Origin of the sequence: Nocardioides sp. Root1257 (assembly GCF_001425175.1) — a bacterium.
In the GTDB taxonomy this organism is placed as follows: domain Bacteria; phylum Actinomycetota; class Actinomycetes; order Propionibacteriales; family Nocardioidaceae; genus Nocardioides.
In genome coordinates, this window is record NZ_LMDV01000008.1 from 532,313 (window position 1) to 557,197 (window position 24,885).

Annotated in this window: 20 protein-coding genes; 11 read left to right on the forward strand and 9 right to left on the reverse strand. The window is 71.0% G+C overall.

Annotated elements, in window-relative coordinates; all coding sequences use genetic code 11:
• Positions 1 to 3: 3 nt before the first annotated feature.
• From ASC77_RS10750 to ASC77_RS10765, 4 genes are all read right to left on the reverse strand, one after another.
• Positions 4 to 1,842 (reverse strand): FG-GAP-like repeat-containing protein, encoded by a 1,839-nt coding sequence (locus tag ASC77_RS10750; protein ID WP_056152046.1) that lies wholly within the window; start codon positions 1,840 to 1,842, stop codon positions 4 to 6.
• A 79-nt stretch (positions 1,843 to 1,921) separates the two neighbouring features.
• Positions 1,922 to 2,908 (reverse strand): phosphatase PAP2 family protein, encoded by a 987-nt coding sequence (locus ASC77_RS10755; protein WP_056152049.1) that lies wholly within the window; start codon positions 2,906 to 2,908, stop codon positions 1,922 to 1,924.
• A 10-nt stretch (positions 2,909 to 2,918) separates the two neighbouring features.
• Entirely contained in the window at positions 2,919 to 4,331 is a 1,413-nt protein-coding gene (locus tag ASC77_RS10760) for a hypothetical protein (RefSeq protein WP_082574628.1), read from the reverse strand.
• A 73-nt stretch (positions 4,332 to 4,404) separates the two neighbouring features.
• The gene (locus ASC77_RS10765) at positions 4,405 to 5,595 is read right to left on the reverse strand and encodes an alpha/beta hydrolase family protein (RefSeq protein ID WP_056152052.1); all 1,191 of its coding nucleotides are present in this window, start codon (positions 5,593 to 5,595) and stop codon (positions 4,405 to 4,407) included.
• A gap of 82 nt (positions 5,596 to 5,677) precedes the next feature.
• Between ASC77_RS10765 and ASC77_RS10770 the strand changes: the two genes are divergently transcribed.
• Positions 5,678 to 7,372 (forward strand): ABC-F family ATP-binding cassette domain-containing protein, encoded by a 1,695-nt coding sequence (locus ASC77_RS10770; protein WP_056152055.1) that lies wholly within the window; start codon positions 5,678 to 5,680, stop codon positions 7,370 to 7,372.
• Positions 7,369 to 8,388, forward strand: coding sequence for a GNAT family N-acetyltransferase (locus ASC77_RS10775; RefSeq protein WP_056152059.1), 1,020 nt, complete (start codon positions 7,369 to 7,371; stop codon positions 8,386 to 8,388). Before ASC77_RS10770 ends, ASC77_RS10775 begins: the two co-directional genes overlap by 4 nt.
• A gap of 110 nt (positions 8,389 to 8,498) precedes the next feature.
• On the opposite strand, the gene ASC77_RS10780 is transcribed toward ASC77_RS10775, so the two are convergent.
• Positions 8,499 to 9,782 carry a S1C family serine protease gene (locus ASC77_RS10780; protein WP_056152063.1) on the reverse strand — a complete coding sequence of 428 codons (1,284 nt, stop codon included), beginning with the start codon at positions 9,780 to 9,782 and terminating at the stop codon, positions 8,499 to 8,501.
• Positions 9,783 to 9,810: 28 nt separating this feature from the next.
• A complete protein-coding gene (locus ASC77_RS10785; protein WP_056152066.1) occupies positions 9,811 to 10,371 on the reverse strand; it encodes a MarR family winged helix-turn-helix transcriptional regulator in 561 nt (186 codons plus the stop codon).
• 58 nt (positions 10,372 to 10,429) lie between these two features.
• Here ASC77_RS10785 and ASC77_RS10790 point away from each other — a divergent pair, with 58 nt between their 5' ends.
• Both ASC77_RS10790 and ASC77_RS10795 read left to right on the forward strand, forming a co-directional pair.
• Positions 10,430 to 11,668, forward strand: coding sequence for an MFS transporter (locus ASC77_RS10790; protein ID WP_056152069.1), 1,239 nt, complete (start codon positions 10,430 to 10,432; stop codon positions 11,666 to 11,668).
• 171 nt (positions 11,669 to 11,839) lie between these two features.
• Entirely contained in the window at positions 11,840 to 14,314 is a 2,475-nt protein-coding gene (locus tag ASC77_RS10795; RefSeq protein WP_056152072.1) for a choice-of-anchor A family protein, read from the forward strand.
• Between the two features lie 3 nt (positions 14,315 to 14,317).
• Here ASC77_RS10795 and ASC77_RS10800 read toward each other — a convergent pair whose 3' ends face one another.
• Together ASC77_RS10800 and ASC77_RS10805 are read right to left on the reverse strand one after the other, a co-directional pair.
• On the reverse strand, positions 14,318 to 14,929 hold the full coding sequence (locus ASC77_RS10800) for an HAD family hydrolase (protein WP_235547581.1): 612 nt from the start codon (positions 14,927 to 14,929) through the stop codon (positions 14,318 to 14,320).
• A complete protein-coding gene (locus ASC77_RS10805; protein ID WP_056152074.1) occupies positions 14,926 to 16,215 on the reverse strand; it encodes a citrate synthase in 1,290 nt (429 codons plus the stop codon). Before ASC77_RS10805 ends, ASC77_RS10800 begins: the two co-directional genes overlap by 4 nt.
• 268 nt (positions 16,216 to 16,483) lie before the next feature.
• Between ASC77_RS10805 and rplM the strand changes: the two genes are divergently transcribed.
• From rplM to ASC77_RS10825, 4 genes are read left to right on the forward strand one after another with little or no spacing between them, the layout of a single operon-like run.
• Positions 16,484 to 16,927 carry a 50S ribosomal protein L13 gene (gene rplM, locus ASC77_RS10810; protein ID WP_056152077.1) on the forward strand — a complete coding sequence of 148 codons (444 nt, stop codon included), beginning with the start codon at positions 16,484 to 16,486 and terminating at the stop codon, positions 16,925 to 16,927.
• Positions 16,928 to 16,978: 51 nt separating this feature from the next.
• Positions 16,979 to 17,479 (forward strand): 30S ribosomal protein S9, encoded by a 501-nt coding sequence (gene rpsI, locus ASC77_RS10815; RefSeq protein ID WP_056152080.1) that lies wholly within the window; start codon positions 16,979 to 16,981, stop codon positions 17,477 to 17,479.
• 16 nt (positions 17,480 to 17,495) lie between these two features.
• The gene (glmM, locus tag ASC77_RS10820; protein ID WP_056152083.1) at positions 17,496 to 18,842 is read left to right on the forward strand and encodes a phosphoglucosamine mutase; all 1,347 of its coding nucleotides are present in this window, start codon (positions 17,496 to 17,498) and stop codon (positions 18,840 to 18,842) included.
• A gap of 9 nt (positions 18,843 to 18,851) precedes the next feature.
• On the forward strand, positions 18,852 to 19,466 hold the full coding sequence (locus ASC77_RS10825; RefSeq protein ID WP_056152086.1) for a hypothetical protein: 615 nt from the start codon (positions 18,852 to 18,854) through the stop codon (positions 19,464 to 19,466).
• A 93-nt stretch (positions 19,467 to 19,559) separates the two neighbouring features.
• Here ASC77_RS10825 and coaA read toward each other — a convergent pair whose 3' ends face one another.
• Positions 19,560 to 20,540 (reverse strand): type I pantothenate kinase, encoded by a 981-nt coding sequence (gene coaA, locus ASC77_RS10830; RefSeq protein ID WP_056152089.1) that lies wholly within the window; start codon positions 20,538 to 20,540, stop codon positions 19,560 to 19,562.
• A 66-nt stretch (positions 20,541 to 20,606) separates the two neighbouring features.
• On the opposite strand from coaA, the gene glmS reads away from it, so the two are divergent.
• The 3 genes from glmS (at position 20,607) to ASC77_RS10845 (ending at position 24,878) form a co-directional block, all read left to right on the forward strand.
• Positions 20,607 to 22,451, forward strand: coding sequence for a glutamine--fructose-6-phosphate transaminase (isomerizing) (gene glmS / locus ASC77_RS10835; protein WP_056152091.1), 1,845 nt, complete (start codon positions 20,607 to 20,609; stop codon positions 22,449 to 22,451).
• Positions 22,452 to 22,458: 7 nt separating this feature from the next.
• Entirely contained in the window at positions 22,459 to 22,809 is a 351-nt protein-coding gene (locus ASC77_RS10840) for a holo-ACP synthase (protein ID WP_056152094.1), read from the forward strand.
• Between the two features lie 251 nt (positions 22,810 to 23,060).
• Positions 23,061 to 24,878 (forward strand): amidase family protein, encoded by a 1,818-nt coding sequence (locus ASC77_RS10845; protein ID WP_056152096.1) that lies wholly within the window; start codon positions 23,061 to 23,063, stop codon positions 24,876 to 24,878.
• Positions 24,879 to 24,885 lie beyond the last annotated feature (7 nt).

Consider the following 24,885-nt stretch of genomic DNA (forward strand, 5'->3'; position numbering starts at 1 on the left):
GCGTCACCGGATGACGACCCGCGCCGTGTCCGTGGCCGCGGTGTCGCGCAGCGTCGGGCTCACCCGCAGCCCGGCGTACCGCACGATGATCCGCCCGGCGACGCGCGGCCGGTAGGTCACCTTCCCCTGCTGCACGCCGGGACCGGTCCGGCGGAGGGTGATGGTCCCGAGCCGGACCTGCTTGCCCTGGGTCGGGTCGAAGGCGACGGTCGCCGTACGACGCGCGCCGCCGTCGGCGGCGCGGAGCCGGACCGACCAGGCGACCTTCTTGCCCGCCGGTACGCCGCGCCGCGCCGGCCCGACGCTCAGCGCGCTCCGCACCGTGGTCACCGGCGTCGTCGTGGGCGACGTCGAGGGCGTCGGCATCGGCGTTGGGGTAGGTGTCGTCTCGGTGTCGCGGGTCCAGATCGCCAGCGTGTCCTGGTCGAAGGAGCTGAAGACGAGCTCGTTGCCCTCCCGGCCGTTCAGGTCGACGACCACGGCGCCGCCGGCCTGGCCGAAGTACTCGCCGGCGTCGGTGAGACGGTGCAGCTCCGTCCCACCGTCGCCGAGACTCTCGATCCACCACAACCGGCGGTCGCCGTCGCCGGAGACCGCCAGGTCGATGTCGCCGTCGCCGTCGATGTCGCCGTACCCGAGCACGCCGGGAGCGCCCTGGCCGGGCCCGTAGCGCGAGGTGATCGCGTTGCTGAACTCCGGATAGTTGTCGCGGTTGCTGCCGTAGTCGGAGGGGCAGGGCTCCGGCGGCGTCTCCGGCGCGGACAGGGTGGTGCGGCTCCAGGCGTTGCGGGGGTCGGCACCGGGCGTGAACTCGATGACCTGCTCCGGCCACGCGAACGACGCGTTGAGGAGCGCGAACGTGCAGCGGTTGACGTGGTTGGTGCCGATCCACGAGGTCGTGCCGGGCCCGCGGAAGCCGGGCACCGGTCGGATCTGGAAGCCCATGCCGACGTCGGTGAGCTTGGCGATGGTGTGGGGCGCGAAGTCCGCCGAGCCGAGGGTGCCGTCGGTGTCGGTGTTCTCCAGCCAGAGGAACGACGCCGAGGTCGACATGTCGTTCAGGACGTGGAAGTACTGCGACGAGATGATGTCGAGGTCCCCGTCCCCGTCGACGTCGTCGACGACGGGCTGGCTGCCGCCGAGGTTGTGGGCGAGCTCGACCGGTGCGGCGAACGAGCCGCCGCCCAGTCCCTTGAAGAACTGGGTGCGCACGGTGTCGTCGACCTGGTTCCCGGCCTGCGCCGCCTCCTCGCTGACGCTGACCAGGTCCCGGGTGCCGTCGCCGTCGAGGTCGACGAGCTGGACGCCGTGGTAGGAGCCGGCCTGGCCGTCGATGACGACGTGCTTCGTGAACGCCGTGTCGGGGCCCTTGTTCTCCCACCAGGTGATCGCTCCCGTGGTGTTGAGCCAGGTGGGGGCCGACGAGTCGGTCCCGAAGAAGTAGCCGGACGGCACGATGATGTCGTTGTCGCCGTCCCCGTCGACGTCGTCGATCGTGGTGGCGTTGGGGAAGACGATGCCCGCGCCGGCGCCGAAGACCGGGACCTTCGTCCAGCTGGAGAGCGTCGCGCCCGGGCGGTAGAGCTGGAGGGTGCCGCCGCCGACGGGCCGCCCGAGGTCGTCGAGCTCGCCGTACCCGCTCGTGACGATGTCCTGCTCGGCGCCGAAGACCTGGCCGACCGAGCTGAAGCTCGCCCCGACGATCCCGGTGTCGATGTCGACCCGGCGGAACGTCGGGGCCGCGCCGTCGGACGCGTCGGCGGGGAGCACGGTGAGTGCGGCAGGGATCGCGGCGATGCCGGCGGCGATCGCCGCCAGCAGGACGGGACGGAGCGGGGTCACGGGCGGTCCTTCCGTTGGGGGAGGAACCACCGTGCCAGCATTTCGCACAATCCAGAAGGACTTTGCGAAACTTCGTCTATCAGAGAGGAACGTCGGGGCTCGGCGCGCGGGCCCGGTCCCGGCTGTTCTCCCAGACCTGGCAGCCGACCAGCACGATCACCGCGAGCACCGCACCGGCGAGCACGTCGATCACGTAGTGCTCCGCGTAGTAGACGAGCGTCGTGCACATCAGCAGCGGGTAGAGCGCGAGCAGCCAGCGCCACGGCGTACGCAGACGCTGGATGCCGTAGATCGCGATCAGGAAGGTGATGCCGGCGTGCAGCGAGGGCATCGCAGCCACCGGGTTGCCGACCCCCTGGAGCACGACGTCCATGCGGCCGAGGCCGATGTCGTGCCAGCCGCGCCCGGTGATCCGGACGACGTCGGCGTGCAGCCAGCCCTCCTCGGAGGCCATCCACGGCGGCGCCATCGGGTAGGCGATGTAGACGACGAGCGCGCCGAAGTTGATGATCACGTAGCGCCGCATCCACTTGATCCACTCGGCCCGGTTGCGCACCCAGAGCACGGCGGCGATGGTCAGCCCGGTGACGAAGTGCGTCGCGTAGACCGTCGTGAACAGCACGTCGTACCAGCGCGGCTCGCTGGTGCGCAGGCACGGGTCGCCGCACAGGGCGTGCTGGAGCCGCTCGGTCGGCGTCTCGCCGAAGCCGATCCACTCGTCGAACCGGATCGGCATGTAGACGTGGACCGGCAGCCCGAGCTCGTCGGTCAGCCCGCGCGTGAAGAAGTAGATGACGAGGCCGGCGACCGGGATCCACCAGTCCTTGAGGAAGTTCAGGTGGTAGCGCGGCTCGGCCTCGATGTTCCACGCGACGGTGCCGAGCCACAGCCAGAGGAAGACGCCGATGGTGTCGTTCGGGATGCCGAGCGTCTCGGACCACAGCAGCAGGAGCGCGGCGTACACGAGCATGGACGCGACCCGGACCTTGCGCCGGGTGCGGGGGTACGGCGTCGGCCGGGAGATGTCGGCGAGCTGGTGCTCGTCCTCCTCGGCTCCCCGCGTCATGCGGGAGATTCTAGGGATCGTCCGGGTGGACCGCGGACAGGCCTCCGATGCTGCCCTGCAGCAGCGTGCCGTCGGGCAGGATCGTGCCGACCATCTGGAGGGTGTCGCTGAGCGGGCCCGCGCCCAGCAGGGTCTCGCTCAGCACGGCGCCGGTGCGGGGCGAGATCCGAGCCAATCGGTAGACCTGGCTCGTCGAGCGGGTGACGGTGTAGAGGACGTGCTCGCCGGTCGACAGCCGCGGTACGGCGGCGGAGCGGGTCGGTCGGCTCCAGACGAGGCGGCAGCCGCGCGGGCCGACCCGGAACCGCTGCATGCCGCCCACGAAGTCCGCCGTCGCGGGGTCGGCCGCGCCGGCGCCGTCGGGCGTGGCGGGATAGGGATAGCCGTAGGTGCTCGCGACGTAGACCTGGTTGCGCCAGCCGACCGTCGAGTTCTCCGTGCCGCTGTTGTCGGCGCCGAAGATCGGTGCCGAGCACACCGTTCGGCCGGTGTCGGTGCGATAGACGACGAGGTGCTCGCGCGGCCGGGCGTTGTCGGTGATCGCGACGTACTCGTGCCCGGTCCGCGGGCCGAAGAACGTCGGCGTCGCGCCGCTGCCGTGGCTGAGCTGGCCGGGCTTGCGCGCCGGTCCGCGGTCGTACGCGCGCCGCCAGGCGACCTGCACGCCGCCGCGCGGCCCGGTCGTCAGCAGGTACGTCGCGCGGTCGGTGACGACGGAGGTCCCCTCGGGTGCCGTCGAGATGCTGTTGGCCACGATCTCGGCTTGGTGGCCGAGCGTGGTCATCCGGACGTCCTTGGTGCGCGGGTCGGCGTACCCGGCGCGGCCGTGCGCGGTCGCGAACCAGATCCGGCCGTCGTAGCCCGGCGCCACGGTCGTGATCGTCGCCCTGACCGGGATCCGGCGCTGCACGAAGAGGCGCCAGCTGCCTCCGGGGCCCTGCTGGTCGTGCGCGATCAGCAGGATCGCGCCGGAGCCGTCGACGGTCACGAGGCGGTCGCGGTGGTCGACGTACGCGTAGACGCCGCCCAGCAGACTGCCCTTCTCGAGCGTCAGGCTCGCGAGCGGCACTGACGTCTCCGGGTCCAGCAGGTGGAGGGTCGGGGCGCGGTCGAGGTAGCCGGTGCAGAGCGCCTGCGGCAGGGCGTCGGCGCCGGCCAGGACCGTCGGGCACACGCCGCCGAGGGCGATGGTCACGGGCGTCGCGGGGTCGGCACCGGGCCCGGCGTACGGCGTCGTGTCGGACGAGCCGGCGTCGCCGTGCATCGTCGCCGTGCCGACCGGCCCGGCGTACCGGTTCACCGGTGGCACGCCTCGGGGCTCGGCCGCCACGCCGCGCACGGCGGTCCCCGCCAGCACGGCGATCAGGGTCAGCGAGGTCGAGAGTGCGAGAAGTGCGGTCCGGCTTCGGGCGGTGCGGTTCACGACAAAGACAATGAACTTAATTCACTTCGATCAAACCCTGCTGTGGCCGGACTCACGGTCCGGGTGGCTGGGGTCAGCTCGTGCGGTTGCCCGACACGACGCCCGGGTACGCGGCGACCAGCCCGCGCAGTCCCTTGCGAGACCGGTCGAAGCCGAACTCGTGGCGCAGGTGGGCGACCACGGTCTGCCGGACCGCGGGCCAGGCCTCGGTCGGCGGGAGCGCCGGCGGCTTGCAGCCGTCGGTCGCCAGGGCCTCGAAGGAGGGCGGGACGGGGAGGTGCAGCAGGTCGGCGATGGCGAGCAACCCGCCCTGGCCGGCTCCGATCTCGCACAGGTCGCTGAACGCGTGGTGGCCGCCGCCGACCAGCACGAGCCGCTTCGGGTCGCGCAGCCGGTCGTACGCCGCCACCATGCGGTCCTTCGTGACGATGCCGTCGGACGTGCCCGCCATCAGCAGGCCGGGCTGGTGCGGGACCTTGCTCCGCGCGCCGCCGGCCGAGCCGTCGGACAGTGCCCCCACGCTCGCTCCGGCCAGCCCGACGAACGTGGTGACGCGCTTGTCGACCGCGGCCAGGGCCTCGACGGCGCTGCCTCCTGCGGAGTGCCCGACGGCGCCGACCAGGGCGGTGTCGACGTGGCCGCTGAAGCGGCCACGCGCGGCCCGGTCCAGCGCGCCCATCAGCGTGATCGTGCGGCGCAGGTCCTTGACGTCCGGGTCGCCGTCGTTGCTGGCGCTGAAGCTCATCGCGGCCGCGAGGTCGCGGTTGGGGTGGTCCGGCGCCGCGACGACGAAGCCCCACGACGCCAGCCACGACGTCAGGAACGACGACTGGGTCGGGAAGCCGGCGTACCCGTGGCTGAAGACGACGAGCGGGAACCGGCCACCGGCGACGGGGAGGCCGCGCACGCCGCCGCTCGGGTAGGTCACGGACGCGCCGTCCGGGACGAGGTCCTGGTACGACGGCGGCAGCGCATCGACGACGTCGTACCTGCTCGGACGCTTGCCCCTCGCGTCGGCCTTCCGGGACGGGTACCAGACCTCCACCGCCGAGCCGGTCGGCGGCAGCTTCAGCGTGGTCTCGCCGACCGCGAACGGACCACGCGTGGCGAAGCTCTTCGGACCGAGCTTGGTGACCTTCGGGACCCGGTCGCCGGTGTCGGCGCTCGCCGGCCCGACGAGGGCCAGCGACAGGGCGAGCGTGGATCCCAGCGCCGCGAGGATCGCGAGCGGTCGGGCGGTACGGCGCAGTGTGGTGTCGGTCACGGCCGCACCGTAGCGGCCTGAGCAGGGGGCCCGCGGCAAAACCGGTGTCCGACCGGGCCCGGAGCAGGGAGAATGATCCGACGTGGGACATGTGGACGTAGCAGGGGTGCGGTACGAGCTGCCCGACGGCAGGGTGCTCCTGGACGACGTGTCGTTCCGGGTGGGCGAGGGCGCGAAAGTCGCCCTGGTCGGCGCCAACGGCGCGGGCAAGACCACCCTGCTCCGGATCATCACGGGGGACCTGGCCCCGCACGCCGGAGCGATCACCCGCTCGGGCGGCCTCGGGGTGATGCGGCAGAACGTCGGGGCCGCGCTCGGCGACGACCCGACCGTCGGTGACCTGCTGCTCAGCGTCTCCCCGCCGCGGATCCGCGCGGCCGCGACCGAGGTCGACCGCTACGAGCTGGCGCTGATGGAGACCGACGACGAGCAGACGCAGATGGCCTACGCCCACGCGCTGTCGGAGTTCGCCGACGCGGGCGGCTACGACATCGAGGTCACCTGGGACGTCTGCACGATGGCGGCCCTGGCGCTGCCGTACGACCGCGCCAAGTACCGCACGCTCAGCACCCTCTCGGGCGGCGAGCAGAAGCGCCTGGTCCTCGAGCTGCTGCTGCGCGGGCCGGACGAGGTGCTGCTCCTCGACGAGCCCGACAACTACCTCGACGTGCCGGGAAAGATCTGGCTGGAGCAGCGGATCCGCGAGTCCGACAAGACCATCCTGATGATCAGCCACGACCGCGAGCTGCTCAACAACACCGCGACGCGCGTCGTCACCGTCGAGCTCGGCGCCGGCGGCAACACGGTCTGGACGCATCCCGGCGGGTTCGCGTCGTACCACGAGGCGCGCCGCGACCGGTTCCTGCGCTTCGAGGAGATGCGCAAGCGCTGGGACGAGGAGCACGCGAAGCTCAAGCAGCTCGTGCTGCACTACAAGATCAAGTCGGAGTACAACGACGGGATGGCCTCGCAGTACCGCGCCGCCCAGACCCGGCTGCGCAAGTTCGAGGAGGCCGGCCCGCCGACCGAGCAGCCTCGCGAGCAGCAGGTCACCATGCGCCTCACCGGGGGCCGCACCGGCAAGCGTGCCGTCGTCTGCGAGGACCTCGAGCTCACCGGACTGATGAAGCCGTTCGACCTCGAGGTCTGGTACGGCGAGCGGGTCGCCGTGCTCGGGTCCAACGGCTCCGGCAAGTCCCACTTCCTGAGGCTGCTCGCGATCGGCGGCAGCGACCCCGACGTCGAGCACCGCCCGGTCGGCGACGTCGAGATCAAGCCCGTCCTGCATGCCGGCAAGGCCAAGCTCGGCGCCCGGGTGCGGCCGGGGTGGTTCGTGCAGACCCACGAGCACCCCGAGCTCATCGGGCGCACGCTCCTGGAGATCCTGCACCGCGGAGACGGCTCGCCGCACGGTCGCTCCGGGATGGGTCGTGAGCAGGCCGCCCGCGTGCTCGACCGCTACGAGCTGGCACACGCTGGGGAGCAGCGGTTCGAGTCGCTCTCGGGCGGTCAGCAGGCGCGCTTCCAGATCCTGCTGCTCGAGCTGTCCGGCGCCACGCTGCTGCTGCTCGACGAGCCGACCGACAATCTCGACGTCCAGTCCGCCGAGGCGCTCGAGGACGGCCTCGCGGCCTTCGAGGGCACCGTCCTCGCGGTCACCCACGACCGGTGGTTCGCCCGGGGCTTCGACCGGTTCCTGGTCTACGGCGCGGACGGCGAGGTCTACGAGTCCGACGGCCCGGTCTGGGACGAGGGCCGCGTGCAGCGGTCGAGATGAGCAACCTCGAGATCGATCCGCTCGACCCGCACGACGGGGCGGCGTTCGACGCGTTCTACGACGTCTACCTCGCCGCCGAGCGGGCGCTCGGGGACATCGGGTCGCCGTGGATGCGCGAGGAGGTCCGCGCCTCGCTCCAGGACCGCGGGACGCGGCGCTGGCTCGGCGCCTACGTCGGCCGGATCGACGGTGACGTGGTGGCGGTCGGCCAGCTCTCGACGCCGCTGCTCGACAACCGCGAGAGCGCCATGCTGGCGGTGCACGTCGACCCCCGGCTCTGGCGCCGCGGCCTGGGCACGCAGGTGTCTCAACGGCTCGAGTCCGAGGCGCGCGAGCGCGGTCGGACGCTGCTCAACACCGAGGCGACCTGGCCGTACGCCGCGGGGCCGGCCGGCGCCGGGTCGCCCGGGCCCGAGTTCGCGCTGGCTCGCGGCTACGCACTCGCGATCGGGGACGTGAAGCGACGGCTGGAGCTTCCCGTGGGCGACGGCGTGCTCGACGACCTGACGGCCGAGGTCGTCGACCATCATCGCGGCTACGTCCTGCGCTCCTGGGTCGGACCGGTGCCCGACGACCTGCTCGTCGGCTGGGCGCGGCTCTACGCGAGCCTCGTCACCGAGGCGCCGACCGGCGACCTCGAGATCGAGCAGGAGTCGGCGGACCCCGCCGTCGTACGGGAGTCGGAGGCGCTGCTCGCGAAGCAGGGCCGCACGAAGTACAACACCGTGGCGCTCGACGAACGGGGTGAGGTCGTCGCCTACACCGACATCGCGACGACGGTGCACGAGCCCGGCGTCGCCTACCAGTGGGGGACCCTGGTGCGCGGCGACGCCCGTGGCCACCGGCTGGGCCTGGCCGTGAAGGTCGCGAACCTCCGGCTGCTGCAGGGGGAGCGCCCGGACGTCCGGGTGCTGATCACCTACAACGCCGAGGTCAACCGGCACATGGTCGGCGTCAACGATCGTCTCGGCTTCGTCCCGGTCGCCCGGCTCGGGGAGTTCCAGAAGCGTCTCTGAGCCCCGCACCGAAAAAGGAGGGCCCCACCGGCTGACAGGGAGACGGGCCCGGTTGCCGGTGGGACCCTCGACCCCTCCCGTGTCTCGGGCGCGGGAAGGGCGTCAGGTGGTCAAGATTTGGACGTGCTGGCGTCCGAGTCGAGCGTGAGCTGCGTGGTCTTGGTCTGGCCGTCGTGGGTGTAGGTCACCGTGACGTCGTCGCCGGGCCGGTAGGAGCGGATCGTCGCGACCAACGAGTCGGCACCGGTGATCAGCTGCGTGTTGACCTTGGTGATCACGTCACCCTTCGCGATGCCGGCGTCCGCGGCGGTCGAGCCGGCGCTGACCTCCTTGACCTCGGCACCCTGCACGACCTCCGCGCCGTCCTGGCTGGCGACGTCGGCGACGGAGATGCCGAGCCGGGCGTGCGTCGGGGTCTCGCCCTTGCTCATCTGGTCGACGATCGGGAGCACCTCGTCGATCGGGATCGCGAAGCCGAGGCCGATGGAGCCCGCCTCTCCCTCGCTCGAGCTGGCGGTGCGGATCGACGAGTTGATGCCGACGACGTTCCCGTTCATGTCGACGAGCGCGCCGCCGCTGTTGCCGGGGTTGATCGCCGCGTCGGTCTGGATGGCGGGGTACGTCGTGCTGTTGCCGTCGCCGTCCGAGCCCACGTCGACGGGCCGGTTGAGCGCGCTGACGATGCCGCTCGTGACGGTGGAGTCGAGGCCGAACGGCGAGCCGATCGCCACGACACCCTCGCCGACCTTGAGGTCGGCCGACTTGCCGATGGTCGCCGGGGTCAGGCCCGAGACGTCCTCGGCCTTGATCACCGCGGTGTCGGTCAACGGGTCGGTGCCGACGACGGAGGCCTTGGCCGAGGTGCCGTCGTTGAAGAAGACGGTCATCGAGCCTCCGTCGCCCGCGATCGCGGCGACGTGGTTGTTGGTGAGGATCTCGCCGTCGGAGCTGAGGATGATGCCGGAGCCGGAGCCCGCACCCTGGCTGCCGCTGACGTCGATCTTCACGACCGACGGGAGCACCTTCGCCGCGACCTGCTCGACCGAGCCGTCGGCGGCGGGGGAGCTGGGGGTGTCGACGACCTGGGACGTCTGCGCGGAGCCTGCGTCGTTGCTGCCGGAGTCGCTGTCGTCGAAGGCGTTCCAGGCGGCGGCGCCGCCGACGCCGGCGGCGGCACCCACGACGAGGGCGGTGGCGACGACGGCAGCGGCCAGGCCGGTGCGCCGGGGTCGGCGCTGCGTCGGCAGGGTCTCGGTCTGCGGAGCGCCCAGCGGGGCGGGGCCGTAGGACTGGGCCGGGGGGCCCTCGGGGCGGGGACCCCGCGGAGCGGGGTACGAGAAGTACGGGTTGTGCGGGTCCTGCGGTCCTTGCGGGGGCGTCGGCTGGTCGGTCATGCCCCTACTGTGTTGCCGGAGCCTGTGATCAACCTGAGACGGCGCTGGACGACCCAGAAGAAACGTCGTTCTCCGGAGCCTCCGTCACGAGCGTCATCTTCTTGAGCAGCGCCGCCAGCGTCGCACGCTCGTCGGGCTCGAGCGCGTGCACGACCTCGTCCTCGGCCCGGCCGCGCAGGTCCATGGCGCGGCGCCAGATCGCCGCGCCCTTCTTGGTGATCTCGATGCCCACCCGGCGCCGGTCGTCGGCGTCGGGGTGGCGCTGGATCCAGCCCGCCTTCTCGAGGGAGTCCAGGCGACCGGTCATGCCGGCGTTGCTGATGCCGAGGTCCTCCGCTAGTGCCGAGGGGCTGGCCAGCCCCGGGGTGTCGCGGATCATCAGGTGGTGGAGGGTGTCGTACTCGAAGTCCTGGAGGCCGACCTCGGCCAGTGCTGCCTGGGTGGTGAGCCGGAAGTGGCGCTTGAGACGCCCGATCCGCACCACGATCGCCTCGACGTCGTCCTCGAACGCGACGTCGATCCAGTGGTCGCGCCAGCGCGCCACGTGGCGGTCGGCCCAGTCCTGCTCCGGCCAGTCCTGCTCGGTCACGATCGGATCCTACCGGTTCGCTAGCGAATAGTTCGCTGACGAAGTAATATCTGGGGCCATGGACGACCGCCTCTCCGCGTTGCGCTACCGGGACTTCCGGTTCCTCGTCGCCGGTACGGCGTCCAGCTCGCTCGGCAACGCCGTCACGCCGATCGCGCTGGCGTTCGCCGTCCTCGACCTCGGCGGCTCGGCGACGGACCTCGGCCTGGTCGTGGGGGCGTTCGCGCTGGCCGACGTCGTCACCGTGCTCTTCGGCGGGGTGCTCGGCGACCGGCTGCCGCGCAAGCTGATGATGGAGGGCTCCGCGGCCGGGAGCGCGCTGACCCAGGCCTTCCTCGCGACGGCGCTGGTCGCCGGCTTCGCGACGATCCCGATGCTCGGCATCGTCGGCGCGCTCAACGGCTGCCTGTCCGCGCTCAGCCAGCCGTCGTCGCGGGCGATGACCCGCGAGACGGTGCCGGCCGAGCACCTGCCCTCCGCGGTGGCGATCCGACCACTCCTGCAGACCGGCGCCGCGACCGTCGGCTACGCCGTCGGCGGCTTCCTGGTGGCGCTCGCGGGCTCGGGCTGGGCGATCGGCGTCGACGCGCTGACGTTCGCCATCGCGGCGTACTGCTACTCACGGCTGCGGGTCGAGCAGCAGCGTCCGGAGGGCGTGCGCGCCTCCATGCTCGCCGACCTCGGCGACGGCGCTCGCGAGGTGCTGGCGCATCCCTGGCTGTGGCTGCTGATCGGTCAGGCCATGCTCTACCACCTCTTCTACGGCGGCGCGCAGACCGTGCTCGGGCCGATCGTCGTCGGCGACGAGTTCGGCCGCTCGTCCTGGGGCCTGGCGATGGGCACGCTGATGGCCGGTTTCGTCGTCGGCGGCCTGCTCTGCCTGCGCTGGCGCCCGCGCCGCAGCCTGCTCATCGGCACGGTCCTGCTCAGCCTGACGGCGCTCTTCCCGATCGCGATGGCTCTGTCCGACCACCTCTGGCCGGTCCTCGTCGGGGCGTTCCTGCACGGCTTCGGGCTGCAGGTCTTCGACGTCTTCTGGGACCTCTCGATCCAGCAGAACGTCGCACCTGACAAGCTCGCCCGGGTCTACTCCTTCGACGCCGTCGGGTCGTTCGTCGCGCGCCCGCTCGGGCTCGCGCTGACCGGCCCGATCGCCGTCCTCGTCGGCTACCAGGAGTGGCTCCTCGTGGTCGGCTGCGTGATGGGGGCCTCGGCGCTGCTGGCGCTCACCTCCGCGGACGTCCGCAACCTGACCCGGCGTACGCCGGCTCAGACGGCCGAGCCCATCGGCGCCTGAGCGTCCGGACTGAAGCCCCGAAACTCAGGTTTCACGCAAGGTTGGTGCTGGCGGCCGCATTCGGATGGCGGCGCGGATTGCCTGCTGCCAGAGTGCTCCCAACGACCTAGCTGGGGGGTTACCGTCGTGGGGGGAACTGCTGCACGTCCGCGCGCCGTCGGTGCGCTGAGAGTGCCTGTCGTCATCGCCGTCGTCGCTGCTGCGGCGCTGGTCGCCGTCCTCGCGCCGGTCAACGGCAGCGCCGACGCCGCCGTCTGCTCGAGCGGGGTCTCGACGTCCAACGCGTTCGGGGCGGCCACCGGGTGGACCGAGTTCGTCGAGGGCAACGGCAGCCGCGGGTCCGAGTCGGAGGGCGCCGTCGCGTACGGCGGCAGCCTGCCGACCGGCATGACGCTCGGCACCCGGCTGACCGGCTTCGCAGCGAGCTCGCCGAGCCTGGTCATCGCGGGGTCGCACGGCTCGGGCTACAACCTGCAGTACGGCAGCGCGTACGTCGCGCCGAAGTCGGGCGTGAACTTCAACGGCGGCTCGGGCACCGGCTACCTCGCGTCGAACCCGATCGACTTCGCGACCGCGTTCACCGCCCTGCGCGCGACCTCCGCCGCCTGGGGCGCCGCCGCCTCGACGGGCACCGTCACGACCGGGACGACCGGGGGCAACGCGGCGATCGTGCTCACCGGCACCAGCGCGTCGCTGAACGTCTTCAACCTCTCCGCCGGTGACGCCGCGGCCCTCGCCGGCGGCAAGCACCTCGGCCTCAGCGTGCCGAGCGGCGCGACCACGATCATCAACGTGCCCGGCACCTCGCCGACGATCGCCGGCCAGGCCTGGCTCGGCAGCGGGTCGAGCTGGAACCAGGCGTCCGACGGCAACATCAAGGGCGCGTACGCCGGCCTCGTCTGGAACTTCCCCGCGGCCACCGCGGTCACCGTCAGCTACGGCTCGGCCTTCCCGGGGACGATCCTGGCCCCGAACGCCGCCGTCACCATCGCCTCGGCCGGGCACACCATCGGCCAGGTCCTCGCCGCGTCGTTCAGCTCCAACTACGAGACGCACCTGAACACGTTCCCGAGCACGGCCTGCGTCCCGTCGCCGCCCTCGAGCCCCGGCACGTCGGACGTCACGGTCACGAAGTCGGCCTCGGTCGCGAGCCCGCACGGTGGCGACACCCTGACCTACACGCTGACGGCGAAGAACGTCGGAGACGCGACCGCCACGGGCGTCGTGGTCCGCGACGAGCTGCCCAGCGGCGTCACCTATGTCTCGTCGAGCTCGCCGTGCACCCAGGCATCCGGCGTCGTCAGCTGCAGCGTCGGCTCCCTCGCTGCCGGCGCCTCGACCTCGGTCACCATCGCCGTGACGGCCAACCCGATCGCCGGCGCCGGCCCCGTCTCGCACCCGCAGGCCAACCACTGGCTCACGCCGTACAAGGCCGAGACGCAGGTCGACCTCGAGCCCGGTCAGCAGCGCACCATCACCCTCGCCTGCAGCGGCGACGACATCCTCAGCGACGGCCAGTTCCGGGTCGACCACGTCGACCAGGGCACCGGCGCGATCACCGACGTCAAGGTCCTCAGCGCGCAGACCACGGCACTGGGCACCTGGAAGGGCGTCATCCGCAACGACGCCACCGGACGCGCGCAGGCCAAGGCCTTCATCGTCTGCCTGCCCGAGCGGACCGAGGCGGCTGATCGCCAGACCGGCTACGCCGACAGCCACCGGCACACGCTGTCCGCGGACTCCGCGCTCGTCACCACCACGCAGTCGTACGGCGTCGGCCGGTCCACCGCGACCCTGACCTGCCCGACCGGCACGGTCGCGATCGCTCCGGGCTTCGACCTCTCGTCGGCCGGAGCGACGCTGGCCGGCTCCGAGACGACCCAGGCCAACCCGCGCGCGTGGACCTTCGTCCTCGACGTCACCGCGCCGGTGACCGCGACCCTCTCGGCGCGCTGCCTGCGGACCACGACCAGCGCCGTCCTCGGCCACACGCACGAGCTGCTCCTCACCCACGTCGTCCAGACGGTCACCGTCCCCGGCAGCACGGCCGCCGCGGGCAACGAGTTCCAGGTCATCTGCCCCGACGACGGCAAGGGCGTCGTCGCGACCTTCGAGCTGCCGCCGGGCGTGACGTCCTTCGGCAACGACCCGCGGCTCAAGGCGCGCGCCTTCCGGCTCTACAACCAGACGGGCGCCGCGAAGACCGCCACGCTCGACCTGGTCTGCCTCAAGGACCGCACCAGCACCGAGCAGATGGGCACCGCCGACCCGGTCGCCGTGGTCAACACCGCGACGGTCACCTCGACCTCGGCCGACGCCAACTCGGGCAACAACTCCGCCAGTGCCACGATCACGGTGCAGCCGGGCTCGACGACCGCCGGCTTCGCCAGCGCGGCGCGGGTGGCAGGGTCGAAGCTGTCGCTGCGACTGGTCTCCTCGATGCCGGGCGTCGCCGTCGTGAGGGCCACCGTGCGCGGCAAGGTGATGGCCGTCGGCAAGGTCAAGCTGAAGGCGGCCCGCGTGGTCACGGCGAAGGTCAGGCTCACGAAGGCCGGCAAGCGGCTCGCCCGTCACGGCACCGTGCGGGTCAAGCTCGACCCGAGCCGGGGCAGGACGATCGTCAAGACCCTGAAGGTCACCCGGTAGTTGTCAGACGGGGAGGCCGCGACGGCGCAGCTCGCTGCGCAGCGCGGCTGCGTCGGTGAAGACGATGCCGTCCATCCCGAGCTCGACCGCGGCGTCGACGTTCAGCTGCTTGTCGTCGACGAACGCCAGCCGGTCCAGCGGCAGCCCACTCCGCTCCGCGGCGATCTGGTAGGCCCGAGGGTCGGGCTTGGCCGCCTTGACCTCGCCCGACACGACGACGTCGTCGAGCAGGCGCAGCACCTCGAAGCGCGGCGCGGCGTACGGGTAGTAGAGCTCGTCGGACCAGTTGGTCAGGCCGATCAGCGGGAGGCCCGCCTCGCGCAGCTCGCGCACGATCTCGGTGGTGCCCGGCACCTCGCTGAGGGACGCCGGGAAGTGCTCGAGGTAGGCGTCGGCGTGCGCCGCCCAGTGCGGGTGCGTACGACGCACCTCGGCCACCCCGTCGGCCCAGCGCCGGCCGCTGTCCTGGAGGTGGTTCCACGCCATGAAGTCGAAGTCGTCGGCCTCCAGGAAGCGTTGCGCCTCAACGGCACCGACCCCCGCCGCGATGGCGAGGGCCGGTTCCCACTCAATCAGTACGTTCCCGAGGTCAAGGACGACCCCGGCTGGAGTCACGCCCAGCGCTCGGACGCCGGCACGAAGTCGAGCCCGCGGTCGCCCATGTAGAGCTGCTTCGGGCGAGCGATCTTCTGCTCCTTGTCCTGGACCAGCTCGGACCACTGGGCCAGCCAGCCCGGCGTCCGGCCGATCGCGAAGAGGACGGTGAACATCTCCGGCGGGAACTGGAAGGCCTCGTAGATCAGGCCCGAGTAGAAGTCCACGTTGGGGTAGAGCTTGCGCTTGATGAAGTACTCGTCCTCGAGCGCGATCTTCTCGAGCTCCTTGGCGATCTCGAGGAGCGGGTTGACCCCGGTGACCTCGAAGACGTCGTCGCAGGCCTTCTTGATGATCGTCGCGCGCGGGTCGAAGTTCTTGTAGACCCGGTGCCCGAAGCCCATCAGCTTCTCGTTGCCGTTCTTCACGCCCTCGATGAAGGCGGGGATGTTCTCCTTGGTGCCGATGCGCCGCAGCATCCGCAGCACCGCCTCGTTGGCGCCGCCGTGCAGCGGGCCGTAGAGGGCGCCGACGCCGGCCGCGACGGCCGAGTAGGGGTCGACCTGCGAGGAGCCGACGGAGCGGACCGCGTTGGTCGAGCAGTTCTGCTCGTGGTCGGCGTGCAGGATGAAGAGCACGTCGAGCGCCTTGACCAGGCGCGGGTCGGCCTCGAACTTCGACTCGCTCATCTTGAAGAGCATGGAGAGGAAGTTGGCGGTGTAGCTGAGGTCGTTGTCCGGGTAGACGTACGGCTTGCCCTGCGCGTGCCGGAACGCCCAGGCGCCCAGCGTCGGCATCTTCGCGATCATCCGGACGATCTGGATGTGCCGGTTCTCGGCGTCGCTGATGTTGCGCGCGTCGGGGTAGAACGTCGAGAGGGCCCCCACCGACGCCATCAGCATCCCCATCGGGTGCGCGTCGTAGCGGAAGCCCTGCATGAACGACTTCACGTTCTCGTGGACGAACGTGTGGTAGGTGATCTCGTGCACCCACTCCTCGTACTGCGCCTTCGTGGGCAGCTCGCCGTGGATGAGGAGGTAGGCGACCTCGAGGAAGTTCGACTTCTCGGCCAGCTGCTCGATCGGGTAGCCCCGGTACTCCAGGATCCCCTTCTCCCCGTCGATGTAGGTGACGGAGCTGCGGCAGGAGGCGGTGTTGACGAAGCCGGGGTCGTAGACCGCGAGACCCGGAGCGTCGTCGCCGGCCTTGATCTGGCCCAGATCCGCGGCCTTGATGGCGCCGTCGGCGATCGGGACCTCGTACTCCTGTCCGGTGCGGTTGTCGCGGACGGTGAGAGAATCAGTCACCCTCTCAACTTAGTCGGCGGCGTGGCGGCATGCGAACCCGGTGTCCGTTCATGGACGCTGTGACGTTTCCGTCATTGCCAATTCGACACGGTCCCGGGAGCGCCCGTACTCTTGTCAGTCGCGCCTCCTGCCGCGCCCGGACCCCACACGGAGTCCGGACGCAGAACCGGACGAGTCTGAGCCGGGCAGTGTTCGTCAGGGGGCGCCGCAGCACCACACCCGTGCGGCACAGGGCCGTGCGGGACCTACGAACGAAGGAAGTTCCTCCGTGCGCACGTACGCCCCGAAGGCCGGCGACATCACGCGTGAGTGGCTCGTCATCGACGCCACCGACGTGGTCCTCGGCCGCCTCGCTGCTCAGACCGCCAATCTCCTGCGCGGCAAGCACAAGGCGATCTTCGCTCCCAACGCTGACACCGGTGACTTCGTCATCATCATCAACGCTGAGAAGGTCGCGCTCTCCGGTGACAAGGCTGTCACCAAGATGGCCTACCGCCACTCCGGCTACCCGGGTGGTCTGTCTGCCACTCCGATCGGTGAGGTCCTCGAGAAGGACGCCCGCAAGGCCATCGAGAAGGCCGTGTGGGGCATGCTGCCGAAGAACAAGCTCGGCCGCCAGGTCCTCAAGAAGCTGAAGGTCTACTCGGGTCCCAACCACCCGCACCAGGCCCAGCAGGCCACTCCGTACGAGATCAAGCAGATCTCCCAGTAATCGTCCCTATCTCGAGCAGAGCCTGTCGAGAAAGTCTGAGTGAGGAACATCGTGGCTGACACCACCACCGAGGTCGAAGAGACCTACGAGGCCGACGAGCAGGGCATCGCCTACAGCTCCGAGAGCGCCCCGTCCGCTGACACCCCCGCCCGTCCGGCGACCATCGCCCCCGCTGCGGCCACCGGCCGTCGCAAGGAGGCCGTCGCCCGCGTCCGCATCGTCCCCGGCACCGGCCAGTGGACGGTCAACGGCCGGACGCTGGACAACTACTTCCCCAACAAGCTGCACCAGCAGGTCGTGAACGAGCCGTTCGCGAACCTCCAGCTCGAGGGTCGTTTCGACGTCATCGCCCGCATCCACGGCGGTGGCATCACCGGCCAGGCCGGCGCGCTGCGTCTCGGCGTGGCCCGCTGCCTGAACGCGATCGACGTCGAGGCCAACCGCCCGTCGCTCAAGAAGGCCGGGCTGCTCACGCGTGACGCCCGCGTCATCGAGCGCAAGAAGGCCGGTCTCAAGAAGGCCCGCAAGGCGCCGCAGTACAGCAAGCGCTGATCGCAGCGACGGTTACATGCCGCGCATCTTCGGCACGGACGGGGTCCGGGGTCTGGCCAACGGTCATCTGACCGCTGAGCTGGCCCTGGACCTTTCCGTTGCCGCTGCCCGTGTCCTCGCCGACAGGGGCGAGTTCGAGGGCCACCGCCCGCTCGCCGTCGTCGGCCGGGACACCCGCATCTCGGGACAGTTCCTCGAGCACGCCGTCGTCGCCGGGCTCGCCTCGGCCGGCGTCGACGTGCTCCGGCTGCGCGTGCTGCCGACCCCGGCGGTCGCCTACATGACGCAGGCGCTCGGCGCCGACCTCGGCGTCGTCATCAGCGCCTCGCACAACCCGATGCCCGACAACGGCATCAAGTTCCTCGCGAGCGGCGGACTCAAGCTCGACGACGCCGTGGAGCGGGACATCGAGCAGCACCTCGACGAGCCGTGGGAGCGCCCGATCGCCGGCGACGTCGGCCGGGTGACGCCGTACGCGACCCCCGTGCAGGAGTACGTCGACCACCTGATCGGCACCCTGTCGCGGCCGCTCGACGGGATCAAGGTCGTGCTGGACTGCGCCCACGGCGCGGCGTACGAGGCAGGGCCGATGGCCCTGCGGGCCGCCGGCGCCGACGTGATCGCGATCAACGCCGAGCCCGACGGCCTCAACATCAACGACGGCTGCGGCTCGACGCACCTCGGGCCGCTGCGCGCCGCGGTGCTCGAGCACGGTGCGGCCGCGGGCTTCGCGCTCGACGGCGACGCCGACCGCTGCCTGGCCGTCGACCACCAGGGCGAGGTCGTCGACGGCGACCAGATAATGGCGATCCTCGCGATCGGGATGGCAGAGTCGGGCCACCTGCCCAAGAACACCGTCGTCGCGACGGTGATGAGCAACCTCGGCTTCGTGCAGGCGATGCGCGCCGCCGGCGTCGGTGTGCGCCAGACGAAGGTCGGCGACCGCTACGTGCTCGAGGCGATGCGCGTGTCCGGCTACGGCCTCGGCGGCGAGCAGTCCGGCCACGTGATCATGAGCGAGTACGCCACGACCGGCGACGGCACGCTGACCGCGCTGCACGTGCTCGAGCGGATGGCCGTGACCGGTCAGTCCCTCGCGTCGCTGGCGTCGGTGATGACCCGCCTCCCGCAGGTGCTGGTCAACGTCCCCGACGTCGACAAGGCCCGCGCGGACGACGACCCGGTCGTCGCGGCCGCGGTGGCAGAGGAGGAGGCCGAGCTCGGCGAGTCCGGCCGGGTGCTGCTCCGTCCCTCGGGCACCGAGGACCTCGTGCGGGTGATGGTCGAGGCGCGCACGGCCGACGAGGCCCGGTCGGTGGCCGAGCGCCTCGCCGACGTCGTCAAGCGACAGCTCAGCCTCTAGACCGTCGGCATGACTCGGGTCCGGCTCGCCGTCGTGCTCGGGACGCTCGCGGTCCTCGCGGTCGTGGCCACGGCGACGGTCGCGGTCGTCACGGCGACCGGCGACGACCGGGAGGGCGGCGAGCACAGCGCCGCGGTGCCGCTGGACGTCACCGACCCCGGGACCGGCGCCACGTTCTCGGTGCCCGCGCAGGACTGGGAGGTCCGCGGGCCGCGCAGCCGGATCTTCTACGAGGACGACGACGGCCGCAGGACGGCGGTCGTCACCGGGCCGGCCGTCTACCGCGACGGGTACTGCGCGGCGCAGCCGGGCGACTCCAACCGGGGCTTCGCGGGGTTCACGGGGCAGTCGTTCGACACCTGGGTGGCCGCCGTGCGGGGCGGGCGGGCGGCGATGTCCACCGGTACGACGCGTCAGCGGCTCGAGCTGGCTGACGGGTCGACGGCGTCCCTGTCCTGGGTCAGCCTGCTGGTGAGCGGCGACGGGGCGTGCTCGGCCGGGGCGGTCGAGGTCGCGATGCTCAGGTCGGGCGACGTGCGCGTGGTGCTGGTGGCGGACGCCGAGGAGGAGGGCACGCTCGCGCACGAGGAGATCGTCCGGATCCTGAGCGGCCTTCGGCCGTGATCTCGACACGCTCTCACGACCTCTTTCATCGGTCGTGCCGCTGCTCGATCTGGCGCCTGGGTCCCAGCCCTCGCAAGGTCGGGTCGGGGGCGCTCAGAGCTTGCGTAGCCGGACGTAGCGGACCGAGTGGTCCCGGTCCTTGCGCAGCACGAGCGTCGCGCGGGATCGCGTCGGCAGGATGTTCTCGGCCAGGTTGGGGCCGTTGATGGTGTCCCAGATCCGGGTCGCCTCGGCGACGGCCTCGTCGGCCGAGAGCGCGCCGTACTTGGAGAAGTAGGACTCCGGGTCGCGGAAGGCCGTCTCGCGCAGGCGCAGGAAGCGCTCGACGTACCAGTCGCGGATCTTGTCGCGGCCGGCGTCGACGTACACGGAGAAGTCGAAGAAGTCGCTCAGCGTCAGGCCGCTGCGGCCGTCCTCGCGCACCCGCGCGGGCTGGAGCACGTTGAGGCCCTCGATGATGACGATGTCGGGGCGCTTGACCACGACCTTCTCGCCGGGCAGCACGTCGTAGGTGAGGTGCGAGTAGACGGGTGCCTCGACCTCGTCCTTGCCGGACTTGATGTCGACGACGAACCGCATCAGGGCGCGGCGGTCGTAGGACTCCGGGAAGCCCTTGCGCTGGAGCAGGCCACGGCGCTCGAGCTCGGCGTTGGGGTAGAGGAAGCCGTCGGTCGTCACCAGCGCGACGTTGGGGTGCTCGGGCCAGTGCGCCAGCATCTGCTGGAGCACGCGCGCGGTGGTCGACTTGCCGACCGCGACGGAGCCCGCGAGGCCGATCACGAACGGCGTGCGCGTCGGCTGCACCTGGTGGAGGAACTCCTCCTGCTGGCGGTACAGCCCGCCCGCCGCCTCGACGTACAGCGACAGCAGCCGGGACAGCGGCAGGTAGATCTGCTGGACCTCCTCGAGGTCGAGCTGGTCGCCCAGGCCGCGCAGGCGGCGGATCTCCTCGCCGGTGAGCGGGTTCTCCACCTCGGCCGCGAGCGCCGCCCACGCGGAGCGGTCGAGCTCGATGTACGGCGACGACTCCCGGGTGGGCTCGTCGGAGACACCCGGCCCGCCGTGGGAAGACATGCGGGAGATTGTTGCAGCCGCCGTGCGCGGTCAAACCTCCGGTGCCCGGTCGATACAGTGGCCCCCATGTGCGGCATCGTCGGGTACGTCGGGGAGAAGCAGGCCCAGGATGTCGTGATCGAAGGTCTGCGACGGCTCGAGTACCGCGGCTACGACTCCGCCGGGATCGCGCTGGTCGCCGACGGGGTCATCGCGTCCGACAAGCGGGCGGGCAAGCTCGCCAACCTCGAGAAGGCGATCGTCGACCGGCCGCTGCCGGCCGCCACGATCGGCATCGGGCACACCCGGTGGGCCACCCACGGGGCGCCGACCGACGTCAACGCGCACCCGCACACCGGCGACGTGCGCCGGGTCGCGCTGGTGCACAACGGGATCATCGAGAACTTCGCCGAGCTGCGGGCCGAGCTCGAGCGCAGCAACCACGTGCTCCTCTCGGAGACCGACACCGAGGTCGCCGCGCAGCTGCTCGAGCTGCTGGTGGTCTCCGGGCTCGACCTGACGACCGCGATGCTGCAGCTCGTGGCGCGGCTCGAGGGCGCGTTCACCCTGGTCGCCGCGGACTCGCAGGACCCGTCGCGGGTCGTCGCAGCGCGGCGCAACTCTCCGCTGGTCGTCGGCGTCGGCGAGGGGGAGAACTTCCTCGGGTCGGACGTCTCGGCGTTCATCGAGCACACCCGCGAGGCGCTGGAGCTCGGGCAGGACCAGGTCGTCACGATCACCCGCGACGGGGTCTCGATCGTCAACTTCGACGGCACGCCGGCCGAGGGCCGCCGCTACCACGTCGACTGGGACCTGTCGGCCGCCGAGAAGGACGGCCACGACTGGTTCATGCGCAAGGAGATCCACGAGCAGCCGCGCGCGGTCGCGGACTCGCTGCTCGGGCGGCGTACGCCGGAGGGACACCTGCACCTCGACGAGATGCGGCTCTCCGACCAGGAGCTGCGCGACGTCGACAAGGTCATCATCATCGCGTGCGGGACCTCCTTCTACGCCGGCATGGTCGCCAAGTACGCCATCGAGCACTGGACCCGGGTGCCGGTCGAGGTCGAGCTCGCCTCGGAGTTCCGCTACCGCGACCCGATCCTCGACTACTCGACGCTCGTCGTCGCGATCAGCCAGTCCGGCGAGACCGCCGACACCCTGCAGGCCATCCGGCACGCGCGCACCCAGCGCTCGAAGGTGCTCGCGATCTGCAACACCAACGGCTCGACGATCCCGCGCGAGTCCGACGCGGTCATCTACACCCATGCCGGGCCCGAGATCGGGGTCGCGTCGACCAAGGGCTTCCTGACCCAGCTGGTCGCCTGCTACCTGCTCGCCCTCTACCTCGCCCAGGTCAAGGGCACGCGGTACGGCGACGAGATCGACCAGGTGATGCAGCAGCTCGAGGCGATCCCGCAGCAGGTGCAGCGGGTGCTCGACGACGCGCCCGCCATCTACGAGATGGCCGCCGACCACGTCGACACCCGGTCGGTGCTGTTCCTGGGCCGGCACGCGGGCTACCCGGTCGCCCTCGAGGGCGCGCTCAAGCTCAAGGAGCTCGCCTACATCCACGCCGAGGGCTTCGCGGCCGGCGAGCTCAAGCACGGTCCGATCGCGCTGATCGAGGAGGGGCTGCCGGTGCTCTGCGTCGTGCCGCCCGCCGGTCGGGACCAGCTGCGCGACAAGATGGTCAGCGGCATCCAGGAGGTACGGGCCCGCGGGGCGCGCACGATCTGCCTGGTCGAGGACGGCGACGACGCGATCACGCCGTACGCCGACGTCATCATCCGGCTGCCGCGGGTCCCGGTGCTGCTGCAGCCGCTGGTCGCCGTCGTACCCCTGCAGCTCTTCGCGTGCGAGCTCGCGACCCAGATGGGCCACGACGTCGACCAGCCGCGCAACCTCGCCAAGTCCGTCACCGTGGAGTGAGGGTCCGATGATCATCGGCGTCGGCATCGACGTGGTCGACATCGAGCGCTTCGGGGAGTCGCTGACCCGCACCCCCGGTCTCCGCGACCGGCTCTTCACGCCAGGAGAGGCCGGCCGGCCGCTGGCCTCGCTCGCTGCGCGGTTCGCCGCCAAGGAGGCGCTCGCCAAGGCCCTCGGCGCCCCCGTCGGTCTGCACTGGCACGACGCCGAGATCGTGTCCGAGTCGTCGGGACGTCCCCTCTTCGAGCTCCGCGGCTCCGTCCGTGCTCGCGCCGACGAGCTCGGTGTCGCCTCCGTGCACGTCTCGCTCTCCCACGACGCCGGCATCTCGTCGGCGGTGGTGGTCCTGGAGGGATAGTCCCCGGCAGGCCGACAGCTGTGACGAAGTGTCGTGTCGACAACGTCAGGGACTATCCCGCCGGCCGCCGTCCACAGCAGCTCCCCAGGCCTGGGACCCACACCGGACACATGCCGTCCTGAATCGTTACAACCACGTCATCGGAACCGGTGTCGGACGGACGGTAAGCGAAACACTGCCGACTTAGCGTCCCCGTGCCCGGGTAGGTCCGGGCGCTGATGTGGGGAGGACAAGTGAAGAGACTGCAAGGGATGCGACTGTCCCTGATGGTCGTGACGGGCGTGTGCGCGACGTCGTTGGCCGTGGCGGCCGTCGGCGCGCCGGCTCGGTCCGACGAGCCGGCGCTGAGCGACCACGGCGCCTACCTGGCGCCGTACTACACGGCTGGGAACCTGACCGGCAACGACCAGATCGACAAGGCCGACCTGGACACGATCGTCGCGGCCATCGGCACCACGAGCAGCGACGACGGCTGGTCCGCAGTCTCCGCTGCCGACTACGACCACGACGGCGCGATCACGATGACCGACGTCGCCCAGCTGTCGCAGCGGATGCTGTACGACGACGGCCCGTTCCACCTCGTCGAGGCCTCGGCGCTCGAGATGCAGAAGGCCATGAACGCTGGCGTGATCACGTCGGTCAAGCTGACGCAGGAGTACCTCGACCGGATCGCGGCGTACGACAAGCTCACCGACACGGACCACGTCCGGGCGCTGAACTCGATCATCACGAGCGGCGGCCAGAAGGCCCTCGACGCGGCCGCCGAGAGCGACGCCTACCGTGCGGCGCACGGCGGGCCGCGCAGCATGATGGACGGGATCCCAGTGCTGCTCAAGGACAACTACGACACGAAGGACATGCCGACCTCCGCTGGCAACGGCAGCTGGAAGGACAACCAGACCGGCGCAGACGCGTTCATGGTCAACGAGCTGCGCAGCTCGGGTGCCGTGATCCTCGGCAAGGCGTCGCTCGACGAGTTCGCCCTCGGCTTCAGCTCCGAGTTCAGCACGCTCAGTGCGAAGGGCTCCTCGCTCCTCGTCGCCAGCCCGTACAACCTCTCGAAGACCGCGGGTGGCTCCAGCGGCGGCACGGGTGCCTCGATCTCGGCCAACCTCGGCGCGATCGGGTTCGGCACCGACACGGGCGGCTCGATCCGGAACCCGTCCAGCTACAACCAGCTTGTCGGCATCCGCCCGACGGTGGGTCTCACCAGCCGTGACGGCATCGTGCCGCTCGCACTCACGCAGGACACCGGTGGCCCGATCGCCCGGAGCGTCTCGGACGCCGCCGTCGCGCTCGACGAGGTCACCGGGGTGGACGCCAACGACCCGATCACCAGCGAGCAGACCGGCAAGGTCCCGACGTCGTACACCTCGTACCTCGACCCGACAAGCCTGCAGGGCAAGCGGATCGGCTATGTGACGTCGATGGTCGGCTCCAACGCCACCACGGTCCGGCTCTTCAGCCAGGCTGTCGTCGACCTGACCGCCCAGGGCGCGACGGTCGTGCCGATCACGACCACGGCCCTGAACTCCACCCTCAGCGAGGGCAGCGGCAGCACCAACGAGTTCAAGCACGACCTGGACGTCTACATCACCAACCACCTCGACCCGGCGATCGGCGTGCGCAGCCTGCAGGCGCTCATCGACGACGGCTGGATGGTCCCGGGACGCGCGGCGTCGACGTACGTCGGTCGCAACAATGTCACGACCGACACCTACAACACGTGGATCGCCACCCACACCACGGCGATCGCCAACGGCGAGACCGCGGTCAACACACTGATGGACGACAACGACCTGGACGCCTTGGTCTACCCGACGGGCAACCCGTACGGCACGCAGGGCACCAACCTGCGGCTCAGCCCCAACACGGGCATGCCGGCAGTCACGGTGCCGATGGGCCAGGCGATCGCGGCCGACAACACCACCACGGGCGCCGGGGTCAACCTGGAGTTCCTCGGCAAGAGCTACACCGAAGGCCCGCTGATCGGGCTGGCCTACTCCTACGAGCAGGCGACCAAGCACCGCACCACGCCCGCCCTCTACCCGGCACTGGGTGACGAGTGATGGCGCG

Coding starts and splice junctions, on each gene's coding strand:
- ASC77_RS10825 (WP_056152086.1), top strand. CDS start 18,852: ATGACTCGGGTCCGGCTCGCCGTCGTGCTCGGGACGCTCGCGGTCCTC.
- ASC77_RS10780 (WP_056152063.1), bottom strand. CDS start 9,782: ATGACCGACCAGCCGACGCCCCCGCAAGGACCGCAGGACCCGCACAAC.
- ASC77_RS10790 (WP_056152069.1), top strand. CDS start 10,430: ATGGACGACCGCCTCTCCGCGTTGCGCTACCGGGACTTCCGGTTCCTC.
- ASC77_RS10775 (WP_056152059.1), top strand. CDS start 7,369: ATGAGCAACCTCGAGATCGATCCGCTCGACCCGCACGACGGGGCGGCG.
- ASC77_RS10840 (WP_056152094.1), top strand. CDS start 22,459: ATGATCATCGGCGTCGGCATCGACGTGGTCGACATCGAGCGCTTCGGG.
- coaA (WP_056152089.1), bottom strand. CDS start 20,540: ATGTCTTCCCACGGCGGGCCGGGTGTCTCCGACGAGCCCACCCGGGAG.
- glmM (WP_056152083.1), top strand. CDS start 17,496: ATGCCGCGCATCTTCGGCACGGACGGGGTCCGGGGTCTGGCCAACGGT.
- glmS (WP_056152091.1), top strand. CDS start 20,607: ATGTGCGGCATCGTCGGGTACGTCGGGGAGAAGCAGGCCCAGGATGTC.
- ASC77_RS10845 (WP_056152096.1), top strand. CDS start 23,061: ATGCGACTGTCCCTGATGGTCGTGACGGGCGTGTGCGCGACGTCGTTG.
- ASC77_RS10755 (WP_056152049.1), bottom strand. CDS start 2,908: ATGACGCGGGGAGCCGAGGAGGACGAGCACCAGCTCGCCGACATCTCC.